Annotated in this window: 15 protein-coding genes; 1 reads left to right on the top strand and 14 read right to left on the bottom strand. The window is 38.7% G+C overall.

Annotated elements, in window-relative coordinates; translation table 11 throughout:
- Positions 1-56 precede the first annotated feature (56 nt).
- The 8 genes from ACFVR1_RS06870 to ACFVR1_RS06835 all read right to left on the bottom strand — a co-directional run bounded on the left by ACFVR1_RS06870 (position 57) and on the right by ACFVR1_RS06835 (position 16,747).
- A complete protein-coding gene (locus ACFVR1_RS06870) occupies positions 57-4,325 on the bottom strand; it encodes a 5'-nucleotidase C-terminal domain-containing protein (RefSeq protein WP_387582113.1) in 4,269 nt (1,422 codons plus the stop codon).
- Positions 4,326-5,120: 795 nt separating this feature from the next.
- A complete protein-coding gene (locus ACFVR1_RS06865; RefSeq protein WP_387582110.1) occupies positions 5,121-8,798 on the bottom strand; it encodes an InlB B-repeat-containing protein in 3,678 nt (1,225 codons plus the stop codon).
- Between the two features lie 206 nt (positions 8,799-9,004).
- Positions 9,005-9,757, bottom strand: coding sequence for a response regulator (locus ACFVR1_RS06860; RefSeq protein WP_387582108.1), 753 nt, complete (start codon positions 9,755-9,757; stop codon positions 9,005-9,007).
- Entirely contained in the window at positions 9,735-12,674 is a 2,940-nt protein-coding gene (locus tag ACFVR1_RS06855; protein WP_387582105.1) for a histidine kinase, read from the bottom strand. The genes ACFVR1_RS06860 and ACFVR1_RS06855 overlap by 23 nt, the downstream gene beginning before the upstream one ends.
- Positions 12,675-13,205: 531 nt before the next feature.
- Complete coding sequence (locus tag ACFVR1_RS06850; protein WP_387582102.1) at positions 13,206-14,231, bottom strand: nuclease-related domain-containing protein; 1,026 nt, start codon at positions 14,229-14,231, stop codon at positions 13,206-13,208.
- Positions 14,232-14,481: 250 nt separating this feature from the next.
- Positions 14,482-15,210 carry an amino acid ABC transporter ATP-binding protein gene (locus ACFVR1_RS06845; RefSeq protein WP_387582099.1) on the bottom strand — a complete coding sequence of 243 codons (729 nt, stop codon included), beginning with the start codon at positions 15,208-15,210 and terminating at the stop codon, positions 14,482-14,484.
- Positions 15,211-15,231: 21 nt separating this feature from the next.
- Entirely contained in the window at positions 15,232-15,891 is a 660-nt protein-coding gene (locus tag ACFVR1_RS06840; RefSeq protein WP_387582096.1) for an amino acid ABC transporter permease, read from the bottom strand.
- A 31-nt stretch (positions 15,892-15,922) separates the two neighbouring features.
- Positions 15,923-16,747 (bottom strand): transporter substrate-binding domain-containing protein, encoded by an 825-nt coding sequence (locus ACFVR1_RS06835; RefSeq protein WP_387582093.1) that lies wholly within the window; start codon positions 16,745-16,747, stop codon positions 15,923-15,925.
- 256 nt (positions 16,748-17,003) lie between these two features.
- Here ACFVR1_RS06835 and ACFVR1_RS06830 point away from each other — a divergent pair, with 256 nt between their 5' ends.
- The gene (locus ACFVR1_RS06830; protein WP_387582090.1) at positions 17,004-17,558 is read left to right on the top strand and encodes a helix-turn-helix domain-containing protein; all 555 of its coding nucleotides are present in this window, start codon (positions 17,004-17,006) and stop codon (positions 17,556-17,558) included.
- Positions 17,559-17,646: 88 nt separating this feature from the next.
- Here the strand turns inward: ACFVR1_RS06830 and ACFVR1_RS06825 are convergent, their stop codons facing one another.
- The 6 genes from ACFVR1_RS06825 to argC form a co-directional block, all read right to left on the bottom strand.
- Complete coding sequence (locus ACFVR1_RS06825) at positions 17,647-18,027, bottom strand: DUF1761 domain-containing protein (RefSeq protein ID WP_387582087.1); 381 nt, start codon at positions 18,025-18,027, stop codon at positions 17,647-17,649.
- A 15-nt stretch (positions 18,028-18,042) separates the two neighbouring features.
- Positions 18,043-18,498, bottom strand: coding sequence for an SRPBCC family protein (locus tag ACFVR1_RS06820; RefSeq protein WP_387582084.1), 456 nt, complete (start codon positions 18,496-18,498; stop codon positions 18,043-18,045).
- Positions 18,499-18,741: 243 nt separating this feature from the next.
- Positions 18,742-19,890 carry an acetylornithine transaminase gene (locus tag ACFVR1_RS06815; RefSeq protein WP_387582081.1) on the bottom strand — a complete coding sequence of 383 codons (1,149 nt, stop codon included), beginning with the start codon at positions 19,888-19,890 and terminating at the stop codon, positions 18,742-18,744.
- A complete protein-coding gene (argB, locus tag ACFVR1_RS06810) occupies positions 19,887-20,666 on the bottom strand; it encodes an acetylglutamate kinase (protein ID WP_387582078.1) in 780 nt (259 codons plus the stop codon). Before argB ends, ACFVR1_RS06815 begins: the two co-directional genes overlap by 4 nt.
- Positions 20,629-21,852, bottom strand: a complete 1,224-nt coding sequence (argJ, locus tag ACFVR1_RS06805) for a bifunctional glutamate N-acetyltransferase/amino-acid acetyltransferase ArgJ (protein ID WP_387582075.1) — start codon at positions 21,850-21,852, stop codon at positions 20,629-20,631. The genes argB and argJ overlap by 38 nt, the downstream gene beginning before the upstream one ends.
- A gap of 18 nt (positions 21,853-21,870) precedes the next feature.
- A complete protein-coding gene (gene argC, locus ACFVR1_RS06800; RefSeq protein ID WP_387582072.1) occupies positions 21,871-22,905 on the bottom strand; it encodes an N-acetyl-gamma-glutamyl-phosphate reductase in 1,035 nt (344 codons plus the stop codon).
- Positions 22,906-23,094 lie beyond the last annotated feature (189 nt).

Raw genomic sequence — 23,094 nt, 5'->3', positions numbered from 1 at the left:
TGAAAATGGTTTTGCAAAACCTTCTATCTACTAATAGAAGGTTTTTGCAAATTGTGTTATAAAATCAGTTCTCCCTCAACAGTGATTCCGTTAAGGTCAAAAATTACTCCATTTAGCCCAGAAAGATTCAAGTTTCCTTTTACAGTAATATTACTAAGAGAAAAATTATTTGAAAGTGTACCTATTAGAGTTAAGTTTCCTTTAATAACCGCATTTTCAAGTAGGCTTATATCTGTAACAGAAACTGTAACGTCGCCATTGTATACTTTTGGCGCTTGAGGTGTACCAGAGAAATCAACTGAAGGAATGTTTCCACCCGGAAGTTCTTCTTCAACTTTAGATACATCTACAATGCGTCCTTCAATTTTAGTAGGAATAGAATTTTTTACAGATACTAAATGTTCTCTTAAATTTTCCCAATCTGATAGTCCAAGGTCAGTTGCACGACCTTTTTCATAAGCTTTTTTAAGAACTTCATAGCCGTCTCCACCTTTAGCAGTGAATGCGTTTGTTGCTACTGTGTAAGTTTCAGCATCTAGGATTTCAGTATACGTATTATCTGCATTTTTATATGCAATTGAAACTACTCGTTCTCCTGTTGGTTTAGAAGAATCAAATTCCACTTTCGCACCTGATACATGTAAGAAACCGCCACTTTCTTTCGGATAATCTTTAAAACTAATTTCAAATGTAGCTTTTATTTCAGCACCAGTTAGATCCATTGTTGCTAGTGTGTTACCAAATGGAAGCACTGTAATTACTTCACCCACCGTAATTGGACCGGCATTAATACCAGCTCTAATTCCTCCACCATTTTGGAAAGCCATAATTACTTTTTTATCTTTTACATATGCTTTCGCCTTAGCAAGCATCCCATCCGTAATTAGGTTTCCTAGAATAGTTTCACTAGCTCTTACACTTGTGCCTGGAACATAACCTACATCAGTTACTCTTGGGCTTAAAAGTGCATTTTCAAGAGTTACTCCAATTTCTTCATCATTAACAGCTGCAATTCGATCCTTATAAGGTTTCAAGAGAGCAACTGCCTCTTCGTCCTCTGCTTTATCTGCCGTCTTAATTAACTTTCCTGCATGTCCTACTACGACACCATTTTTATCAAATTCAACATCTAAAGTACCAAGATAATCTGAATACTGATACGCTTGTACAATAATTGTTTTTTCTTTCGCTTTCCCCTTGTCATCTTTGTCTATAACTACAGGTACGTCTAATTGAGTATGGCTATGTCCACCAACAATTACATCAATCCCAGGGACTTTTGCAGCTAGTTCTAGGTCATTGTCTACAGCGGCATTATCATCAAAACCAATATGTGTAAGTGCAACAATTTTGTTAATACCCATTGCTTCAAATTCAGCAACCATTCTCTTTGCATCTTCTATATAGTTAGAGAATGTAATTTTTCCTGGGCTTGAGATGTCTGCCGTTTCAGCAGTTGTTAGTCCAAAAATACCGACTTTTTCTCCGTTTATTTCTTTCACAATTCCTGTGTAAATATTACCATTTTTTAGGGTAGAAGGGATTTTCGTATTAAATAACCCTGTAAATTTGTCATCTTTTGAAAAATCTACGTTTGCGGATACAAACGGGAATTTTGCAGCTTTAATGAAATCAACTAACGCTTGATGCCCTTCAGGAGATGAACCAAGGTCAAACTCATGGTTACCAAATGTCATAGCATCAACTTTCATTAAATTCATAAACGCTAAATCTGCTTGGCCTAAGAATTCATTAAAATATAAAGTACCAGAGAAAACATCCCCTGCATTTAATAACAATGCATCCGGTTTAACTGTTCTTACTTCTTTTACTGCTGTAACAAGCTTCGGTGCTTTGTCCGTATTAGCATGTATATCATTTACATGCATGATCGACAGGTTGAAGTTTTTGGACCCAGTGCTACCCGCTACATCGACAATACGTCCTTCTACTTTTGGATCAACAGTTATTAAACTTGCAACATGATCACGTAAGTTTTCCCAGTCGGAGAGACCTAAATCTGTTACTCTTCCTGCTTCGTATGCTTTTTTCAAAACGTCGAAGCCGTCTCCACCTTTAGCTGTAAATGCATTCGTGGCAATCGTATACGTTTGTGCGTCTTGAATCTCTGTGAATGTACCATCTGCATTTTTATATGCAATAGATACTACTCGCTTTCCAACTGGTTTAGAAGAATCATATTGTATTTTCCCACCTGATACATGAAGGAATCCGCCGTTTTCTTTAGGGGATTCTTTAAAACTCGTTTCAAATGTTGCTTTTAATTCTGCTCCAGTAAGCTGCATTGTCGCTAATGTATTTCCAAATGGAAGCACTGTAATTACTTCGCCTACAGTAATTGGCCCCTGGTCAATCCCAGCTCTTATACCACCACCATTTTGGAAAGCCATGATAACATCTTTGTTATATTCTTTCGCTTTATTTAACATGCCATCCGTAATGAGATTTCCAAGTGCTGTTTCATTGCTTCGTACACTTTCAGTACTATTAGCATTTGATCTAGGGTTTTCTAGAGCTTTTACAGCAGTTGCACCTGTAGGTAGGTCTTTCAATTCTTTAATTTTGTCTGCGTAGGGTTTCAAGAGATCAACTGCCTCAGCGTCTTCTGCTTTATCTGCAGTCTTAATTAACTTTCCAGAATGTCCTACTACGACACCATTTTTATCAAATTCAACATCTAAAGTACCAAGATAATCTGAATACTGATACGCTTGTACAATAATTGTTTTATTTTTTGCATTCCCCTTGTCATCTTTGTCTACAACTACAGGTACGTCTAATTGAGTATGGCTATGCCCACCAACAATTACATCAATCCCAGGAACTTTTGCAGCTAGTTCTTGATCATTGTCTACAGCGGCATTATCATCAAAACCAATATGTGTAAGTGCTACAATTTTGTTAATGCCCATTGCTTCAAATTCAGCAACCATTCTCTTTGCATCTTCTATATAGTTAGAGAATGTAATTTTTCCAGGGCTTGAGATGTCTGCCGTTTCAGCAGTTGTTAGTCCAAAGATACCTACTCTTTCTCCATTTATTTCTTTTACAATTCCTGTGTAAATATTCCCATTCTTAGGTTTTTCAGGAGTTTTAGGAATCTTTGTATTAAATAAGCCTGTAAATTTGTCGTCCTCTGAAAAATCTACGTTAGCTGATACAAATGGGAATTTTGCAGCTTTAATAAAATCAACTAATGCTTGGTGACCTTCTTTAGATGAACCAAGATCGAACTCATGGTTACCAAATGTCATGGCATCGACTTTCATTAGATTCATAAATTTTAAGTCGGCTTGTCCTAGAAACTCATTAAAATATAAAGTACCAGAGAAAACATCCCCTGCATTTAATAACAATGCATCCGGTTTAACTGTGCGTACTTCTTTTACTGCTGTAACAAGCCTTGGTGCTTTGTCCGTATTAGCATGTATATCATTTACATGCATGATCGACAGGTTGAAGTTTTTGGAACCAGTGTTACCACCACCATTATTACCTCCACTGTTTCCTCCACCTGTAGAAGGAGGTGTAGTTGGTGTTGTTAGATCAATTCCCGCTGTTTTTGCTACATCATTTGCTTTTTCAAGTAACTCTTTAATCATTGGTAACGAACTAGTAGAAGGCAATTGAGAAATTAAAGATTTGATCGACTCTAATACTTTAATAGCTTCTTCTTTTTTCCCTGCCGCTAATAAAATTTCCGCCTCTTTTACTTTCATATAAATAGTTACAGGAACAATTAACTGATCACGTTTTAAGTTGGCAGGTTCCTTATATTGATTTAACAATAAATCCCTTGCTTCTTTACCTGAAAAACGATAAAGAATTGCAGTACGAGTTTTCAACTGAACAGATAACTTATGATATAAAGTTTCTACTTTGGCCCAGTCTTTTGCTTCCTCTGCCTTTTTCATGTCATCCATTATCGGATTTAAGTATTTGTCCGCATAATTATAAGCGTCTATATAAGGAATAATTCCTTTTGTTATTCTTTCATTATATAAATCATCTAAATCTTTTAATAAAGTATCTTTGTTTTTTTCATTTGACTTCATTATTGCCGATTTAGCTTTTTGATAATTTGCTTTAGCTGTATTCAGTAAAGGGTATAAAGAACTACTAGGAGCAATTTTTCCATTTTGAGATGGAACAACATAAGCATATGATGCATCCTTCATATCCTTTCTTGCCTGGTCCACTAAATTTTGCAAAGAATTGTTTGCGTAACCAACATTATTAGAAGTTAATAATGTTGTCGCAAGAACTGTAGCCATTACTGACCTTTTCACCTTTTTTCTATCCATAATTCTCCTCCTATATTAATATAATAATTGCATGAACCTCTATTTTTTCCAGTGATATGAAAAAAATAGATTAATATGACTCACTTTATTACCATACCATTTAAAAATAGTAAATTCAATTCAGTATATATTAAGTTTTAATATTTTTCTGATTAATCAAATTTACAATAATATTTACTTTAACTACTTCAAAAATATTAATGTAAAACTGATAATTATATATCATAAATAACACTTTATAGAATCCTTTTTTTACTTTGTAAACCTACTCATTCTGTAGATTTTAGACAGCAACGCAGAATATGCATTGATAAATAGATATGGAAAAAGATGGGTGGCCTATGTGAAAATTAGGATGCTCGATGGTTCATCCTCGGAAAGCAAGTCTCTTTTTCCGGACTCGATTTTTCTTCCTTTCTATTTAAAAAAATAAAAAAAGACTGAAGACAATCTCGTTTTTTTCGAGTTTGTCTTCAGTCTGAAACCACTAGATTGCTCTAGTGGTTTAAAACTTTGGATAGGAAGTCTTGGGCGCGTTGTGTGTCTGGGTTTGTGAAGAATTTGTCTGGTGCTGCGCGTTCGACTATTTTGCCTTCTGCCATGAATAATACTTCTTTTTCCACTACCATGGTCATTCCTTTTTTGCTAGATGCGGATGGCAAAAAATGCTTCAGTTACCGTTTATGATCTAGTGTGGATGCTGATTCTTCAAATCGTGCAGTATCTTTAATTGGTTGCGTGTTAAAGTGTTTTCTTAATATCGCAAGAATATCAATCAATACTAGACTCTTAAGTTTATTTAGAAATCCATTGGACCTTTGGTTGTTGCTCTACATATTTTCCGTTTTCGATTACATATAAAGCTGGTACATATCGATAGACGCGATATTGTTCTCCTTTTCTCAGGATACGTGGTATTTTTTTCGTTTTGTTAATATTCTCCCAAATGACCGTATCCTTTAACACAGTGATTTTGCCGATTTGACCAGGCTTCATTTGAAGCCCTTTCCACATCGGACGATCATTAGTTGTTTCATTTTTTAATAACATATCTTTCGAAGGCGTTTCGTACAAAACTGCGTCGGTGCGTTCTACCCAGATATCTCCTCCAAGTCCAAGCATCGGGGATATCTTTTCATATACTGGGTGCACTTTTGCTTTTTCTAAGTTGGTTTCTTTTTTTAATCGATTGTTTTGTATTGTATAAATTGGTACAACTTTTTTGGCTTGAATACAACCAATTGCTTTTTCTTCTGTGCAGCTATTATTTTGAGTTGCAAAGTATTTGGCTGCTCCTTCTAAGTACAGAATCGTGAATGTTGAGAAGTGGTCAATGTTGAACTCAACACCTTTCACTCCTTTTTTGTAGTCAACTATACTGCCTCGAATAACTTCTTTTTTGCCGTTGCTATGTTCAATAAAGACAGCAAGGTTGTCCATTTGTTGTTGTGTTGCATTTGCAGGGAGTGGCAATGTTAACGTCACCGGTCGGCTTTGCATGTTCGTTTCGATCATCATTGGACGGCCCAATACTTGTACTTTGGCATTTTCCATTTTAACTACTTCTTTTACTTTGCTTTCTTGTTTCGCACGAGTTTCAATTACTTGTTTTTCTTGTTCTTTTTTCACTGGTACGACATGGAAGTATAGATTGTCATTGAATGTTTCCAGTGATGTTTTTGGCACCATAATCATGACATTTTCTGTACTGATGGACAGGCTTGTTTGTCCTTTTATTAGTTCGTTTAAAGATGCTAACGGAACGTTTACTGTCGTTTCGGTTACTTCGTCTTTTGTATCTGGAATGACGATGCGAGAAATTTTCATTTCTTTTCCATCTAACTTTTGAACAGATTCCTTTGCTTTTTCTGGCGTAAAGATGACATTGTCTTTAACAGAGTTATTGTCTCGTGTACGTGTGAATGTTGTGCGCACAAGTAATTCATCTGGTTTTAGGTCATCGACTACGTCTACTATAATGTCTTCCACAGTAGGACCATTTGGTGTTGGATCTGGTGTTGGTGACGAATTTTTCTTCCATTTTGCGTACAGTCCCCAGCTCTGCGTAATTGGCGTAGTAAAATCAAACTTCGTTGTATAATTTGCATCTGTGTACCAACCAACAAATGTGTAGCCTACTTTTGTTGGTTTGGTTGGTTCTGAGATTACGCTCTCCTTCATAATCTCTGTGATTTTCGGAACAGTATTTCCTCCTTGTGAATCAAAAGAGACTTGGAAACGCTCTTGTTCCTCCCAAAGTGCATATAGAGTAAAATATTTAGAGACGTTTTGAGTGAAATCATACGTCGGATCAAGTTTTGGATCACTTAACTGATTTTCATACCAACCTAAGAAAGTAGCACCTAGTTTAGTTGGTTCCTGTGGTATCGACACAGGCGTGTTGTAAGGTATAGTTTTTGGTTCAATGACTGTTCCGCCATTTGTATTAAAGCTCACAGTCACATTTTTTGGTAATGTATATTCATATTCAGCATAGTCTTTTGTTATTGTACTTATTGGTATTCCTAATTGCCCGTAACGATTGCTTCCCCATCCAACGAGTTGCCCATTTTTTATAGAAAGTGTATGCGTTGCAGTTGTAAAATGAACACCTCCTGCACTTACTGAAGTTGCTCCTATATAAAAGCTACCATCGAGATTTTTTACTTGCACAGGTAAATTTCTTTTTGTGTTCGTTAAATCACCTAGCGGAGAAAGACTATTATCTCCCCAGCCCCATACAGTTCCATCATTTTTAATAGCGATTGTATGTCCATATCCAGCATCTATTGCTTTTACATCTGAAATATTCGTTTTGACTGCTTGTTTAACCGATATATTATTTTTGCTTCCATTTCCTAGCTGACCGAAATAATTATCTCCAACTGTCCATACATCTCCGTTCTCTTGTAAAACGGAGAAATAGGAATTTCCAGCAGTGACTTGTTTTCCTTTTAAAATTTGATTATTACTATCTGTCACTATTACTGGCCACATACTCGTTAGATCAGTTGTTGTCCCCCAATGCCATACAGTTCCATCTAAATCGATAACGAGCGATTGATTTTGTCCAGCTTCCACTGCTTGTCCCTTTAATTCGGACCCATCTTCCAGCTTTACTTTTTGTGGCGTTGCAAAATAGCTATATATATTACCATTTCCATTTCCAAGTTGTTTAGAAGAATTGTCCCCCCATATCCATACTTGGTTATTTACGTCTATTGCTAACGCATGATGAGTAGTAGAGGAAATAGCAGTAATTTTAGGTAATCCAACCGCCTGCACAGGAAATAGTTTTGGTTGTGTGCTTCCTCCAGTCGCTAATGTCCCTTTTCCATTCTCTCCCCATCCCCATACAATTCCATCTTCATCTAGGACAAGTGAGTGCCAAGTTCCAGCCGCTACAGCCACTGCTTTAAGTGGCTCTCCATCTTCTTTCTTCACTTGTATTAGCGTGTCACTATCCGTTTTTGTCCCATCTCCTAATTGACCATGGTCATTTCTTCCGAAAGACCATACTGTACCATCGGTTTTAATAGCTAATGAATGCATTAGTCCTGCCGATACTGCTTTATATTCTTCTGCTTCCTTCGTTACTTGTAGTTGCACTGTAATAGTAACTGGTTCCATACCGTCCGCTGTAATCGTCACCGTTGAAGTGTAAGTACCTTCTGATAGGCCGACAATTGGTTTTAAAGTGAATGCGACTGTTGGATTTTCGTCGTTTAATGTTGTTTCAGATAGATTCCCTAAAGTGAATTTATCCCCATCTATTTCTGCGGTAATATTATTTATTTCATTTCCCGTTTTTTTGGAAATAATAAAAGTTTCTTCGTGAATATCCGTGTTTTTATAGCCTTCTAGTAGGTTAGAAAAAGTATAGTTATTGATAGCTTGTTGTTCTGACGTATTTATCGATATTTCATTCGTAATAGCAGGGCTTTGATCCAATGAAACCTCAATATTACCTAAATTGAATTGCATATACAAATTGGAATTATCAGTACTATAAACTTTTATAGTAAGCTTTTTAATCTTTTGAAAGTCATTAAATAAAAATGAACTTGAAAAATTATTTCCGATCGATTTTTTTCCTGTGTCTGTCGTAAAATCAATTAATCTTCCAGTCGATCCTTCGCCACCTACATGTAAAAAATCGAGCTTATGTACATCTACTTCTTCTGAAAAACAAATATCCAGTGTATAAACAGGACTTCCATAAATCAATTGAATAAGTGATCCATTTGAGACAAACGTAAAATTATCACCGTACATTCCATTATATTTAACTGAGTAGTCTACATTATCAATGCTTGAATTATACTCAAATCCTTCACTATTTTTTACTAACTTTGAAGGGTCTTCAAATTTTATAATCGTCCCATTTGACTCCTCCGCTTTAAAAACTGGCATATTTACATTATTCATTACAATAAGAACAATTAGCAGTAGTGCAAATATTTTTTTGAACATCCTCATTCCCCCTTATTAATTTTCTTTTACAGTATAAAAAGTCCTACTCTCAAAAAACTCTCAAAACTTTAGGAAAGGATTACGCTTGACTTAAACTGGTTTATTTGGTGGCAGTCATTGGATATGTGGTGGTGGGATGGCGTTATGTGGTGCTCGAACCGGTTTATGTGGTGGTCATGTAAAAACCACCTCCGGGTAGGAGGTGGTTAGTGGGTGTATGCCCATAGGTAACCTTTTGACTCTAGGAAATGGTCCTTATGGTTATTTGGGAGGATGTGTTTTACGGCGCCGTTCGTTTTAAGTTCGTAGCCTTCATTCATACGATTAATTTCTATTGGTACATTTAGGTCTGCGAAAAGTTGGCGCATTCGGTAGATGCTGTTATATAGGTTTGCGAGTGCTCTTTTTTCTTCTTGATTTGGCCAAATGTCATCAATTATCCGGTATCTGTTAACTACTTTGTTTTCATTTATAAGTAGATAATAAAATAATTCTTCTGTTACTTTTGTTGGCCATTTGACTGTGGTTTCGTTATGTCGAACGAAAACGTCTCCGTAGAGCTGGGCTACTAGATTATTACTGTCCCCTTTCTGCTTACCATAGTATTTGGTGAGACGTTCGTCGAGCTGGATGACGGTTTTTGGTGTCATAGGTTTTAGAATGTAGTCGAGTGCTTGTACACGAAAAGCGTCGACTGCATATTTAGAGTACGCAGTCGAAAAGATGATAGGAACATCGATACCACTTTCCACCAACCCTTCGGCAAGCTCTATCCCTGTCATTTTTGGCATTTCAATATCTAGGAAGATAGCGTCTACTTCTTCATTTGGCAATTCTTTCGCCGCTTCTATTGGTGATGTATAGTATTTGATGACTTGGAAGAGTCCATCTTTTTCTAGCAATCGAGTATGTAAGTCAACGATGGGTTGTTCATCTTCAACGATAATTATTTTCCACATAATTATTCTCCTTTACTGGTAAACTAAGCGTCATTTTTGTTCCTTTGTTTGGCAAAGAGGAGATTGTTAGTCTCGCATTTGGTATTTCATGAACTCGGCGCAGTACATTAGAGAAGCCAATACCTTGTTGAAGGCTCTGTTTTCCTTGTAATAGCTTCTCTACTTGGATTTCGGTCATCCCAATACCATTGTCAATAATGTCGATGCGCATCCTTTTATTTTCTAAATGGATACGAATAGTTACACAGCCTTGTCCTTCTTTTTCAAATATACCGTGTCGGATGGCATTTTCGACAAGCGGCTGTATAAGAAGGCTTGGCAGTCCAATTTGCGTAGTGTTCAACGTTTCGTCTATTTCGAATACGACGGCGAGGCGATCGCCAAAGCGCGCCTGTTCTATTTCTACATAGGCGCGAATAATTTCCAATTCTTTTTCGAGCGTTGCATGGTGCCCTTCTTTCCCCGAATCAAAAATGTACCGTAAATAGGTCGATAACATTGTCAGTAAGTGGGCTGCACGTTCACCGTCTGTGTAGCAAAACGAGATGATGCTGCTTATAGCGTTGTATAGGAAATGCGGTTTAATCTGAGCTTGCAAAAATGCCATTTCATGTTCTACCGCTTTGTTTACTGCCTGTTTTGTAAGGGCAATGGCGGATAGTCTGGCAATTAGTGTTTCTTTTGTTGCAGGTTTTCGAATGTAGTCGTTTGCCCCAGCTTCTAGTACTATGGCTACGTTTGTCGGGTATTCGTTTGTGACGAGCATGATGATCGGTAAGTCTATGTAGCTGTCCGTTTCACGAATTTTTTTCGTGAGTTCAATACCATCCATCCCTGGCATCACTTCGTCAACAAGTAAGTAATCAGGTCTTTGTTCTTGAATAGATGTCAGTGCTTGTATCCCTGTATGCGCGAGACGGATGTTGTAGTCTGCGCTAAGCAACGATTTGAGTACTTCCGCGTGTATAACGTCATCTTCTACGATCAGTAGTTTTGGCAACGCTTCGTTTGTTTGAGATGTTGCCGCAATAACTAAGGACTCCGGATACGACGATTGCTGTTCCACATAATTATAAAATGGCAGTGTTAATGCGAAGCGTATACCTGTTTGCAGAATATCCACTTTGTATGTTCCACCCATTTGCTCAATAATTGCTTTGCCGATGGATTGCTCGGTTTCATTGGCTGCAATTTGGTGAATTGTTTTGGTACCAGTTCCTTCTATTGTAAACAGAACTTCCGTATCGCAGTGGATGGCTGAGATCATAATTCTTCCGTTTTCTGCATGTGCCATGGTTGTTTCTATTATTCTGTAAATGATTTGGCTTAGTCGTTGTTCATCCGCTTTGATTTGTAAAGTTGGTTCTACTTGTATAAATAGTTGAATGTTGAGCTTTTCCATCTTTTTTTGGTTCATCGTGATAACGTGCTGAGCAACCATTTGGAGATGCACTGGATGGACATCAATTTGAAAATCCTGAAATCGAATGCGAGTAAAGTCTTGCAATTCGCTTACTAAAAAAAGCAGTCGCTCTAGTTGTTGTTCCAGTATCTGATGCTCGGCACTTGGATTTGCTATTGCGAGTTCTTTTGTAATGTTTAGTGAGTGATAAATTGGCTTTACGAGTTCATTTGTCGTCACTTCAAGGAAGGAATCCTTACCAATTGTCGCTTTCTCTAGTTTTTCACTAAATATTTCTGCATCGGTTGTGCGGTTGATGAGCCTCATTGCAATGAAGACATTCATACATAGGATGAAAAGTATGATTCCAACTTGGTTCAACAAATTACGCCCGGAAAAGAATAGTTGGTCGATTGCACCGCTACCAGCGAAAATAAGGAGCGCGATGAAGCTCATACCTAAAACGATTAGTTCATTTTTCGGTATATGTGCTTTTTTGGTTACGAATAAATAAACGAAACGTACAATGATGAAAATGGCTAATAAATTGATATATGCGAAAAAAAATGATTGCCAGCTTGATAACGAACGTGCTGGGAATACGAGTGTAGCAATACCATACACTGTGAGTGGTGTCGTCAGAAATATAGCAGTACTTTTTTTCATAATGGATTTAATCGTATAAATTAGAAAGAAAATAAGCATAACTGAGTTTATGTATGTTATGAAGTCTTGAAAACGAAAGTACCATTCAAACGAGAGACTCGGAAATTCTCGTAATAGTAATCGCTCTCCTCTCGTTAATATAAGAAAGGATAATGTGAAAAAATACATACCACTAAAAAAGAATGCTCGTTCCTTTGTTCTGAGTAAAAATAAGCTGAAATGAAAGATAGCAAATATAAACAAAATGAATACAGCAATCCATTCTAACGTTGTGTCACGAATTACATCGTTTTTTATTGCATTTGCCTCTCCAATATCTATTGGAAAAATAATGCCGTGTCTTGCATTGTAGAAGTCAGCTACTTGAATAGTCAGCGTAAACGTATCCGCTGGTGGTTTTATATATACTTCATAGGTTGGATTGTTTGGATCCGTTGTTTCTTTCGTTGTGCCAACCTTTCCTTTTGAAGCAACCTTTTCATTGTTTATAAATAGTTGATGCGCTGACCAAATGTTGCGAATTCGGATACCTATTTCATGGAAATGAGGTGGGACTTTAACTTCGAGCTGATAGGTGCCGTATGAGTCATTCGATTGCCATGGTCCAGGTACTTGAATGTTAGAGGCCTCTTTGGGAAAATCGTCAGGTGCAAGTAGCTTGTTCGGGATAAATTTCCATTCTCCAGTGAGAGCTGAAATCTGCTCACTTGCTGGAATTCTCGATAAGTTTATCAAACCATCCACTGCAAATTGATTTGTTTTCCTTGTTTCACTATCACTAAATATCATGTAGAAAAGTATTCCAATTGTACAGAATATCAGGATCCAACTACTTCCTTTTTGAATCATCTTTTTCACCCCTTGTTGTTATCATACATAAGGAATCTCTCAGAATACTAACAATTTTTTTAATAGAAGGGGTTCATGTGTTAGTACATGTGTTTCTCGTGTGCGGTCGGGGGGTTATGTGGTGCTCACCTTGGGGTATGTGGTTGTCGGCGGACGTTATGTGGTGCTCACTTTGGGGTATGTGGTGGTCGGCTTGGTTATGTGGTACTCAACATTAGTTATGTGGCGGTCGACTTAGCTATGTGGTGCTCACCTTGGAGTAAGTGGTGGTCGGCTTGGTTATGTGGTACTCAACATTAGTTATGTGGCGGTCGACTTAGCTATGTGGTGCTCAACATTGGTTATGTGGCGGTCGCCTTGGGATATGTGGTGTTCACTTTGGGGTATGTGGCGGTCGGCGGACGTTATGTGGTACTCACCTTGGGGTATGTGGCGGTCGGCGGACGTTATGTGGTACTCACCTTGGGGTGTGTGGTACTAGTGAATTTTTTGATTTGAAAAGGAAGCCAATTTTTAGATTGGCTTCCTTTCTTATTTGATGGTTATTGGTTTGTTTATTCGAGTGTATTTGGTAGATCTTTTGTGGCCACGCTTCTCTAGTTGCATTTTTTGTAGGCTGTTATAGATTGTGTATCTTGAGTTTATTTGTAAATAATGCATGCAGTCTTTTATCGATATATTTAATTTGATTAGCAAAAAGAGATCTTCGATATTTCTTGGAATTGGGTTAGTGTCTATGCTTTTGCATGCGCTGCATAACCAGGTACGGAGTGATTTTCTTATGAGTGTTGCACTGCATTGTTTGCATAGGACTCCTTTTTTCAAGTCCTCTGAATTTATTTTTAAGCTTTCACATAGTGGTTTTGGAGTGAAGTTTTTATTTACGCTTATTAGTTTGTTTCCTAATTGGATAAATTCGTTTTCGGTTAGGACTGGTGGCAATATGTTTAGTTTTTGGATGAATAACGGGAATTGTTTGACGAAAAAGATATTTCGATTTTTGGGGGCATTTTCGATTAGCGTTTTTTGGGATGGGAACACAAGGGCTTGGTGAATAGGAATTTTCACGTTGAGCATTGTTAGAATTTTGCTAATTCCATCACAGTTTCTATCTAGTTGAATGAGAGGACAATCAAAAGGCTTTTCTTCCTGGTCTACGATTCGCACTAGTTTGTTTGGGTATTCTTTAAATTGAAGAGTGCCTGTTATGTTTTTAATTTCAGTTATTAGAATATAGGATTTGGTTAGGATTAAGGTGTCAATCTGGATGTGTCTTTTGTTGTGAAGACGGAAGTGTAGGTCTGGGATGATGTGTACTTGTTGTGGGAATTGGACTTCTTCGATGAACCGGTCGGCACGTAATTCTCCATAGTAGCCTGCGTTTGTTTGGTCTAGTTTTTCTAGAATATTGGGGTATTTTTCGTGCTGTTTTGGTAGGCGTGCTATTAGTCTGGTTAGTGCGTGATGATTGTGTGATTCTGGTCTGATGATTTCTATGGTAATTGCTCCTTTCCATTGGTATGGATTTAGGGTATCAGAGAGTTGGTTGGAAGGCAATAGTTGGATTTGGTTTAGAAGACGGATTAGTGGTCCTGGCCAGGGTTATGTGGTGCTCATCATTAGTTATGTGGCTGTCGCATTGGGTTATGTGGTACTCGGCGGAGGTTTTGTGGTACTCACCTTTGGGTATGTGGTACTCACCATGTGTTTGTGGCGCTCACCTTGGTTATGTGCTGGTCGCCAAGTGATATGTGGTACTTGGGGGGAATTGGGTGTTTGATTGAAAAGAAAAAACCACTAGATTTCTCTAGTGGTTTAATACTTTGGATAGGAAGTCTTGGGCGCGTTGTGTGTCTGGGTTTGTGAAGAATTTGTCTGGCGCTGCGCGTTCGACTATTTTGCCTTCTGCCATGAATACGATTTCGTCGCAGATTTCTTTGGCGAAGCCCATTTCATGTGTTACTACTACCATGGTCATGCCGTCTTTTGCTAGTTTGCGGATGGCATCGAGCACTTCGGTTACCATTTCTGGGTCGAGTGCGGATGTCGGTTCGTCAAATAGCATGACGGTTGGATCCATTGCTAGTGCACGTGCGATAGCAACACGTTGTTGTTGTCCACCAGAAAGTCGGCTAGGGTAGGCATCAAATTTGTCACCTAGTCCAAGAGAAGTAAGTAGTTCTTTCCCTCTCTTTTCTGCTGCTTCTTTGCTTAGCCCTTTTACTTTCATCGGTGCCATTGTTACGTTTTCTAGTGCCGTTAAGAACGGAAATAGGTTGAAGCTTTGGAATACGAAGCCGATGTTCGTGCGAGCTACGTTGATGTCCGTTTTTTTATTGTGAATGGAGATGCCATCGACGATGATTTCTCCGTTATCGATTGGTTCTAATGCATTGATTGTCCGAATGAGCGTGGATTTCCCTGCTCCACTTGGTCCAATTAATGCAACGACATTCGATTTTGGTACTTCGAGCGAAACGTCGGTTAGGACGTGGTGGGCACCGAAGCTTTTATTGACATTTTTAATAGATATCATTTGGTTACACCCTCCTTAACGTTATGCTTCGCTCTTCAGTAATCGTTTTTCTAAGAATCGAATGATTAGCGATAAGCTGAATGTCATGATCAAATAGATTAGTGCAACGAAAGTCCATACTTCAATTGAACGGAATGATGTTGCTACTAGGTTTTTTGCGTTTAGCGTTAAGTCTGTAGCGGCAATTACGGATACGAGCGATGAATCTTTGATTAGCATAATAAATTGAGATGCAAGCGGCGGTAATACGCGTCTAAATGCTTGCGGCAAAATAATATGTGTCATCGCTTTTGAATGGGACATCCCAAGTGAACGTGCTGCTTCCATTTGTCCTCTCGGTACAGCTTGAATACCAGAGCGAACGATTTCAGCAATAAATGCCCCTGCAAATACCGCAAGCCCTACAATAGAACCCCAAAACGAGCCCAGTCTGAAATATTGTCCTAGTACAAAGTAAATCCAAATTAGTAAAACTAGTAGTGGAACTCCACGAATAATTTCTACGTATGCAGAAGATATGAATCTAAAAATCTTGTTTTTTGAGATACGTCCAAGTCCAAAAATTATACCGATCGGAATAGCAATTAGGATTGCTAACGCTGAGATTTCTAGCGTTTTTAGCGCTCCTGAAATGAAGATGTCCATATTCCGACCAATGACACTCCAGTCGTATTGATACATAGTTGTTCCTCCTCTAAGTTGCCAGAGTGTTCTATTCTTCTACTACTTCACTTAACCAATCAGAAGTTTCGAACCATTTGTGACGTGAAGCAAGTTCAGAAGGACTTCCAATATAGCTGTTTAGGAATGAGTTAACCCATTGAATTGTTTCAAAATCATTTTTCTTCATAGCGATACCAAGGTTTTCAGAAGAGATCAATCCTTCTAGTTGGCGAACTTGACCAGCATTTTTCAGGTTCCATACTGCGATTGCTGGCTCGTCATATACAATTCCATTTGCTTTTCCTTGAGCCATTGCTGCCGCTGCTGTTGGGAAATCTTCAAAGTCTAGTACTTCTGCATTTTTAAATACCTCTTTTGCAAGTAATGCACCGGTTGTTCCGATACCTACAGCAATTTTGTTACCTTTTACGTCAAGCTCTTGCCAAGTTTTTGTTTTTGTATCAGATGAAGGAAGCATAACTGCTTGACCTGTTTGGAAGTAAGGGTTTGCAAAACTTACTGCTAGAGCACGATCCCCACGAATTGTCATACCTGCGAAAATCATATCAATTTCTCCAGTTTGAAGCGCAGGAATTAATCCATCAAATGTAAATTGTTTATATTCTACATCTACCCCAAGTGCTTTTCCAAGTGCGTTTGCGAAGTCTACGTCATAACCAACGAAAGCGCCTTTTGGATCTTTCATATCAAATGGGAAATATCCTGAAGACATCCCGATAACTAATTTCTTATTTTTTAAAACTTTTTGTAATGTCGAGTTTTCTGTTGATACACCACCAGAATCATTGCTACATCCAGCAACAATTAAAACGGTAATCATTAAAAGTGCTGCTAACCATTTTTTCATTTTCATGTACACTTACCCCCATTTTTATATTCTTCAGTTCCCCTATTGAACTACTGAATTATTAAAAGTATAAGTTATTATTATTCACGTGTCTACATAAAAAATAATTGTGCATAATATTTTTATTATTAGTTCTATTTAATAAAATTTAGAATTAAATGGTAGACATCAATGAAATATGATTATATTATTATCGAGTAAGCAAAAAAATACATGTTTAATTATTCTGCCAATTGCATGTTTATTCGAAAGGGGTGTTTGTTTGGAATTTCCTAAAGAAGAAGTGGGCAAGCGGATAAGATATTTACGTAGGATGCAAAGTTTAACATCAGATGAGCTTGCAAAACTTACCGGAGTCAGTCAAAGTATGATTTCTCAAATAGAACGTGGCCAGGTGTCCCCTTCACTAGAAACACTTTGGAAGTTAAGCCATAGTTTAAAAGTTCCCGTGTTTTCATTTTTCGAAACTGAAGAGACAAATGCCGTAACGATTTGTCGGTCCGGTGAAGAAAAGTTAATCAAGCGCGTTCGGCCAAATGTGAGTTATCAGTTATTGTCTCCGAGTACCGGAAAGCAGATGAGCTTCTTTAAAATGGTCGTCGAGCCCGGTGAAGAATTGGAAACGCCTTTTATGTATCACGCTGGCGAAGAGTGTGGCATTATGCTGAGTGGCAGCATGCGTATTGAGGTCGAGGGTGAGGTACATATGATATATGAAGGTGATAGTATTTACTTCGATAGCTCGCTTCCGCACCGGTTTATGAATACTAGTAAGGTAGATGCTGTGGCAATTTGGGCGATGACGCATAGTTTTTAGGGTTTGCTCTCGGATTTAGGTAGTTTTTCTTTAAATGTTTATTTATAAAAAAATGGCCCTTTGATGGACTCAAAGGGCTTTTGATTTATTAAGATAACCAGCCGTGTAATGCTCCAAGCAGTGTAAAAATAACAACGTGATCGCATATTGCGATAAACGTTGATTTCTTGGAGATCAAGCCGAATAACATATTCTTTACATATACCATTTTTATGGTAAGTCCTAGAATGAATCCAATGAGTGCACCTTGAAGGAGTGTGTCTGCTCCAGCTGCGTTGATGAGGATAGCTACAAAAAAAGAACTGATGAATGCAATAATTACCGAATAAATATACTTTAAAGGTCCTTTCGTTTGTTGCTCTTTTTTATTTGATAATAAAATCGAATAATAGATTGTACCGTAGATCATATACAAGAATCCACCTATAATTATTGCTACGTAATTTAAGTTACTCCAATCGATTGTCATGTAAATCCTCCTAAATTATGAATCTTTCATTGCTTCTGTGCGAACTAATTCGACGAAGTCATCTACTACTTTATCATTCCGCTTCTTTGAACCTAGTTTAATAAATGTTTTTCCCATTAGATTTAATCCTTCATTCTGGCCAGTGTAAATAAATTTCGTGGATTGGTCGTTAAGCTGGATTAAGGTAAATGCTGTTTCTATTTTAAACGCTTTTGCTAATGTGAACTCAACTTTTTTATGTTTCTTTTGTTCGGTATTTTCATATTCGGTATCTGTCACGATATACGTTTCGGTTCTTTTCCCTTCTTTATAGGTTTGCTCGTACGTTGAACCGACAACTCCATCTTTTATTTCTATCGGTTTATGTTCAACGACGTTTGGCATGATTCTTTGAATTTGATCGAGTTCAAAGAGGTTCCATACTTTGTTAATCGGTGCGTGAATTATGATTTCTTTGTTCCAAGTCAGCAAATTCTTTCCCCATTTCATTGATAAGTGGAATGCGATGTGAATTTTTCTAAAGTGTACCATAATTTAGTATGAATGCAACGGGATTTTTTAGATTTATTAGGTAGTTTGTCGTGCAAAGGAATAACATATTTTGGATGAATTGTTACAGGTGCCAGGCACCAGTAATAAAAGGACCTGCCTTAATGGCGGGTCCTTGGTTTTGAATAGCGGTTCGCTGAGCGCTTTAATTCAAGTGGGTTTCTTCTATATAATGTTACGGGTGCCAGGCACCGGTAATATACTTGTAATAACGTTGATGGCTTGGTCGATTTCTTTGTTTGTGACTGTTAGTGGCGGTAGGAGTCGGATGACGTGTGTTCCTGCCGCTACTAGTAGTAGGCCAGCTTGCTCTGCTTTAGTTATGTATGGTGCGACTTCGTCTGGACAGACGATGCCTAGCAACAAGCCAGATCCGACGATTGGATATGCTGGTAATGCTTCTTTTAGCTTATCCATAAAGTACGTAGATTTTTCATTGACTGCGGATAAAAATTCGGTAGTGAATACGTTGTCTAGTACGGTTTGTGCGACGGCGACTGCCAATGGATTTCCTCCGAATGTTGTGCCGTGTGTCCCCGGGCCAAATGTGTCATGCAATTCACTTGTGCCAAGCATTGCTCCTATCGGAAAGCCTCCACCCAGTCCTTTTGCGAGCGTCATGATGTCTGGTCGTAGGACGGTTTGCTCGTATGCGTAGCGGGTTCCAGTGCGGCCGATGCCTGTTTGGACTTCGTCGACGATTAGGAGGATTCCTTTTGATTTGCATATATCTGCAATGGCTTGTGCGAATTCTGGGGTTACTTGGTTGACCCCTCCTTCACCTTGTATGACCTCGAGCATGATCGCTGCTACACTCTCGTCGATTACTGCCTTGAGTTTCTCGATATTATTGAATGGAACTGTTCGAAATGTTTCAAGCAGTGGTCCGAATCCTTGGTGCACTTTTTCTTGGCCAGTTGCGGACATTGCGCCAAATGTTCTTCCGTGAAATGAATTCTCGAAAGTGATGATAACGTGCTTGCCAGTGTGTTTGCGCGCTAGTTTGATTGCTGCTTCATTCGCTTCCGCTCCGCTGTTACAGAAAAATACGTGTGCGTAGTGCGTATCTTTTATTAGTGATGACGCTAGCTGCTCTTGTTCAGGGCTTTCGAATAAATTCGATGTGTGCCATAGTTTTTCGCTTTGTCGTTGGATTGTTTTTACAATTGCAGGATGTGCATGACCAAGGCTAAGTACGGCTATTCCACTTGTGAAATCAAGATATCTTTTCCCGGAGTCATCTGTGACGATTGTTCCTTTTCCTTCTACTAGATGGACTGGACGGCGAGTGTAATTTGGGAATAAAGAGCTCACACATATACCTCCTGTTGTAAAATAGTTGTACCTTCTAGTTGCTCACCAACAATTTGAACCGATGGAATGCCTGCTGCTAAGCAATCTTGTGCTGCATTTACTTTTGGTAACATACCTCCGTAGATTTCTCCAGAGGAGATCCAGCCGTCAATTTTGGTAGGAGTTACGACTAGTTGCACCTCCCCGCCGATTCGGATACCAGGTGTATCTGTTACTAGCATCAGACTTTCTGCTTTTATTGCTAAAGTAATTTTGCTTGCTACAGTGTCGGCGTTAATGTTGAGTGGCGTACCTTCTTCGGTACAACTGATACTCGAGATGACTGGCGTAATGCCGTTCGCCAAAAGCATTTCAAGTATAGAGCCATTTACGTTTTTTATTTCCCCGACAAAGCCGTATGTTTCTTTATTTAATAAAGTGCATTGTAATAAACTGCCGTCGCACCCATTTAGGCCGATTGCTGCAATGCCGCTTTTATTCAGCTGGTGAACAAGAGTGGGATTCACTTGACCGACAAGTGTCGACTGGACGATTCCAATTGCTTCTTCTGAAGTTACACGTATGCCGTTTACTGTGGCCGAAGTTATGTTGTTTTTTGCTAGTTCTTTATTTATTGCTGGCCCTCCACCGTGGACAATGATGAGTTCAGTGCCAGCAGCTTGAAGTTTCTTTAAATTGATAAAGAAGTTTTCATTCAGACGTTCAAGCATGCTTCCGCCTAGCTTGATGACGGTACGTTTAGGAGCGGTATGTTGCATTGATTTGGACGTAGTCATATGTCAAATCGCACCCCCATGCAGTTCCTTTACCGCTACCTTGATGTATATCCACAAAGATTTTAACTTCTGGTTGTTTTAAATAAATTATCAAATCTTCCTCCGAGAAAGGGACTGGTTCCCCATTTTCTACAACTTTTGTGGAACCGATATGAATGGTGATTGCATACGGGTCAAGGGTTGCTCCGCTATAGCCAACCGCTGCGATGATTCTCCCCCAATTTGCGTCATTACCAAACACGGCTGTTTTCACAAGTGGTGAGCCGACCACCGTTTTCGCTATTTTTCTTGCTTCCCCGTCTGAAATTGCTCCTTTTACCTCGACTTCAATTAGTTTTGTTGCACCCTCCCCATCTTTGGCTATCATTTTCGCTAAGTCTTGGGCTACGGCGTGGAGAGTTTGAATAAAACTTTCCCAGTCTGGGTGATCAGGTGTCAGGGATTTATTTTCCGCCAAGCCATTTGCCATAACGATCACCATATCGTTGGTGGAGGTGTCTCCATCGACTGTAATGGCATTGAATGTTATATCAGTGATGGATTTTAGGGCCATTTGCAAATGGTTTGATTCAATGTTGGCATCTGTTGTAATAAACCCCAGCATCGTTGCCATGTTTGGTTCGATCATTCCAGAGCCTTTTGCAGTTCCGGCGATGATGACCTCTTTTCCGTCGATTATCGTTTGATAGGAAGTATTTTTTGTTACTGTATCTGTCGTCATAATAGCTTGTGAGAATCCAATTGCACCTTCTAGTTCACCTATAGGGTCTAATTGCTGAATACCTTTTATTAGTGGCTCCATTTTCATGATTTCTCCAATAACGCCAGTTGAAGCGATGCCGACTAGATTGCGGTCGATTCCTAGTTTTTCTGCGGTTAGCTTTTGCATTGTGTACGCATCTGCCATTCCTTGCTTACCTGTGCATGCATTGGCATTTCCAGAGTTTATTATGATTGCTTGCATTTTTCCAGTCTGGTACACAACGTCTTTTGTGACTAGAAGTGGTGCAGCTTTGATGGCATTTGTTGTGAAAACACCTGCAACGCTTGCCGGCACTTCACTAACAAGTAGCGCTAAGTCCTTTTTTTTATGTTTTAGTCCACAGTGAATACCAGTTGCTTTGAATCCTTTTGGTGAAGCGATGTTTTTATATGAAATGCTTTTCATCGTCATAGTGGTTAGCATGTTTTATTCCTCCTAAGTTTATATGTATAAAGGGACGAGCGTGAGACCTGTTGTTTGATTTAGATTGAATTGGACGTTCATGTTTTGAATCGCTTGGCCAGCCGCTCCTTTGACTAGATTGTCAATGACAGAGACAATGGTCGCGCGGTTTGTGCGCGGATCTACTTTGACATGAATGTCGCAATAGTTTGATCCGTACACTTGGTTCGTTCCGAATTTGTCGGTTTGTTTGATAATCCTTATAAATGGTTGATTTGCGTATGTGTCTTGTAACGCATCTGTTAGATCTTTTTCCGTTATGCCTTCGTTAACTGGGGCATAGCTCGTTGTAAGAATCCCCCTGGTCATCGGCACAAGATGTGTCGTGAACGTGATAGGGGTTGTTTGGTTTGCAAGGGTTTCGATTGCTTGCTCGATTTCCGGTATATGTTGGTGTTGATGTAATTTGTAAATGGCTGTATTTTCATTCGTTTCGCTGAAATGCGTCATTTGTGTTGGTTTGTTTCCTGCACCCGAGATTCCGCTTTTTGCATCGATCACGAGCTGAGTTGCGTCGATTAAGTTTTCTTTGATGATCGGGAGTAGCGAGAGTAGGACTGCAGTTGGATAACATCCAGGGTTTGCAACTATGTCTGCATTTCTGATCGCTTCAGAATTCCATTCTGTTAAGCCGTAGACGCTTTTTTCAATTACTTGTGCAGGAGCCGGATTTTTTTTGTACCAAAGTTCATATTGAGCTGGATCTTTGAGACGGAAGTCACCGGATAAATCGATGAGCTTCGGGCCGATTCCTATTAAAGATGGGAGCAGCTCGCTAGAAATTCCAGATGGTGTGCTTGTGAAAATCACATCGTAATCTGCAAGTTTTTCTTGATCAATTTTAAGAAGTGGCACGTCATGGATATTCAGTAAATGTGTATATTTATTCGAAAAGATGTTTCCTTCATCCGAAGAAGTGAATAGATCAATATTTTTAATTTCAGGATGGTTATGCAGTAATCTGATTAGTTCTAGACCACCGTAACCTGTCGCACCAATAATTCCAACTTTCATTCCATTCACCTCTTCGTTAAGTTAGTGATTATTATATAATTGTATATTTATAAAGTCAATTGCATTTTTATTTATTTTTTATTGAATAGGAGAGCTGAACAAATGCCTCCAGTGCTATTGTTACAGAATTATTGCGGGTGCCTGGCACCAGTAATAATTTTGTAACAAAAAAAGAGCGAACTTTTGAAA

This window comes from Psychrobacillus sp. NPDC058041 (assembly GCF_042885655.1).
In the GTDB taxonomy this organism is placed as follows: Bacteria; Bacillota; Bacilli; order Bacillales_A; family Planococcaceae; genus Psychrobacillus.
This window is presented reverse-complemented; position numbering and strand designations above follow the sequence as displayed.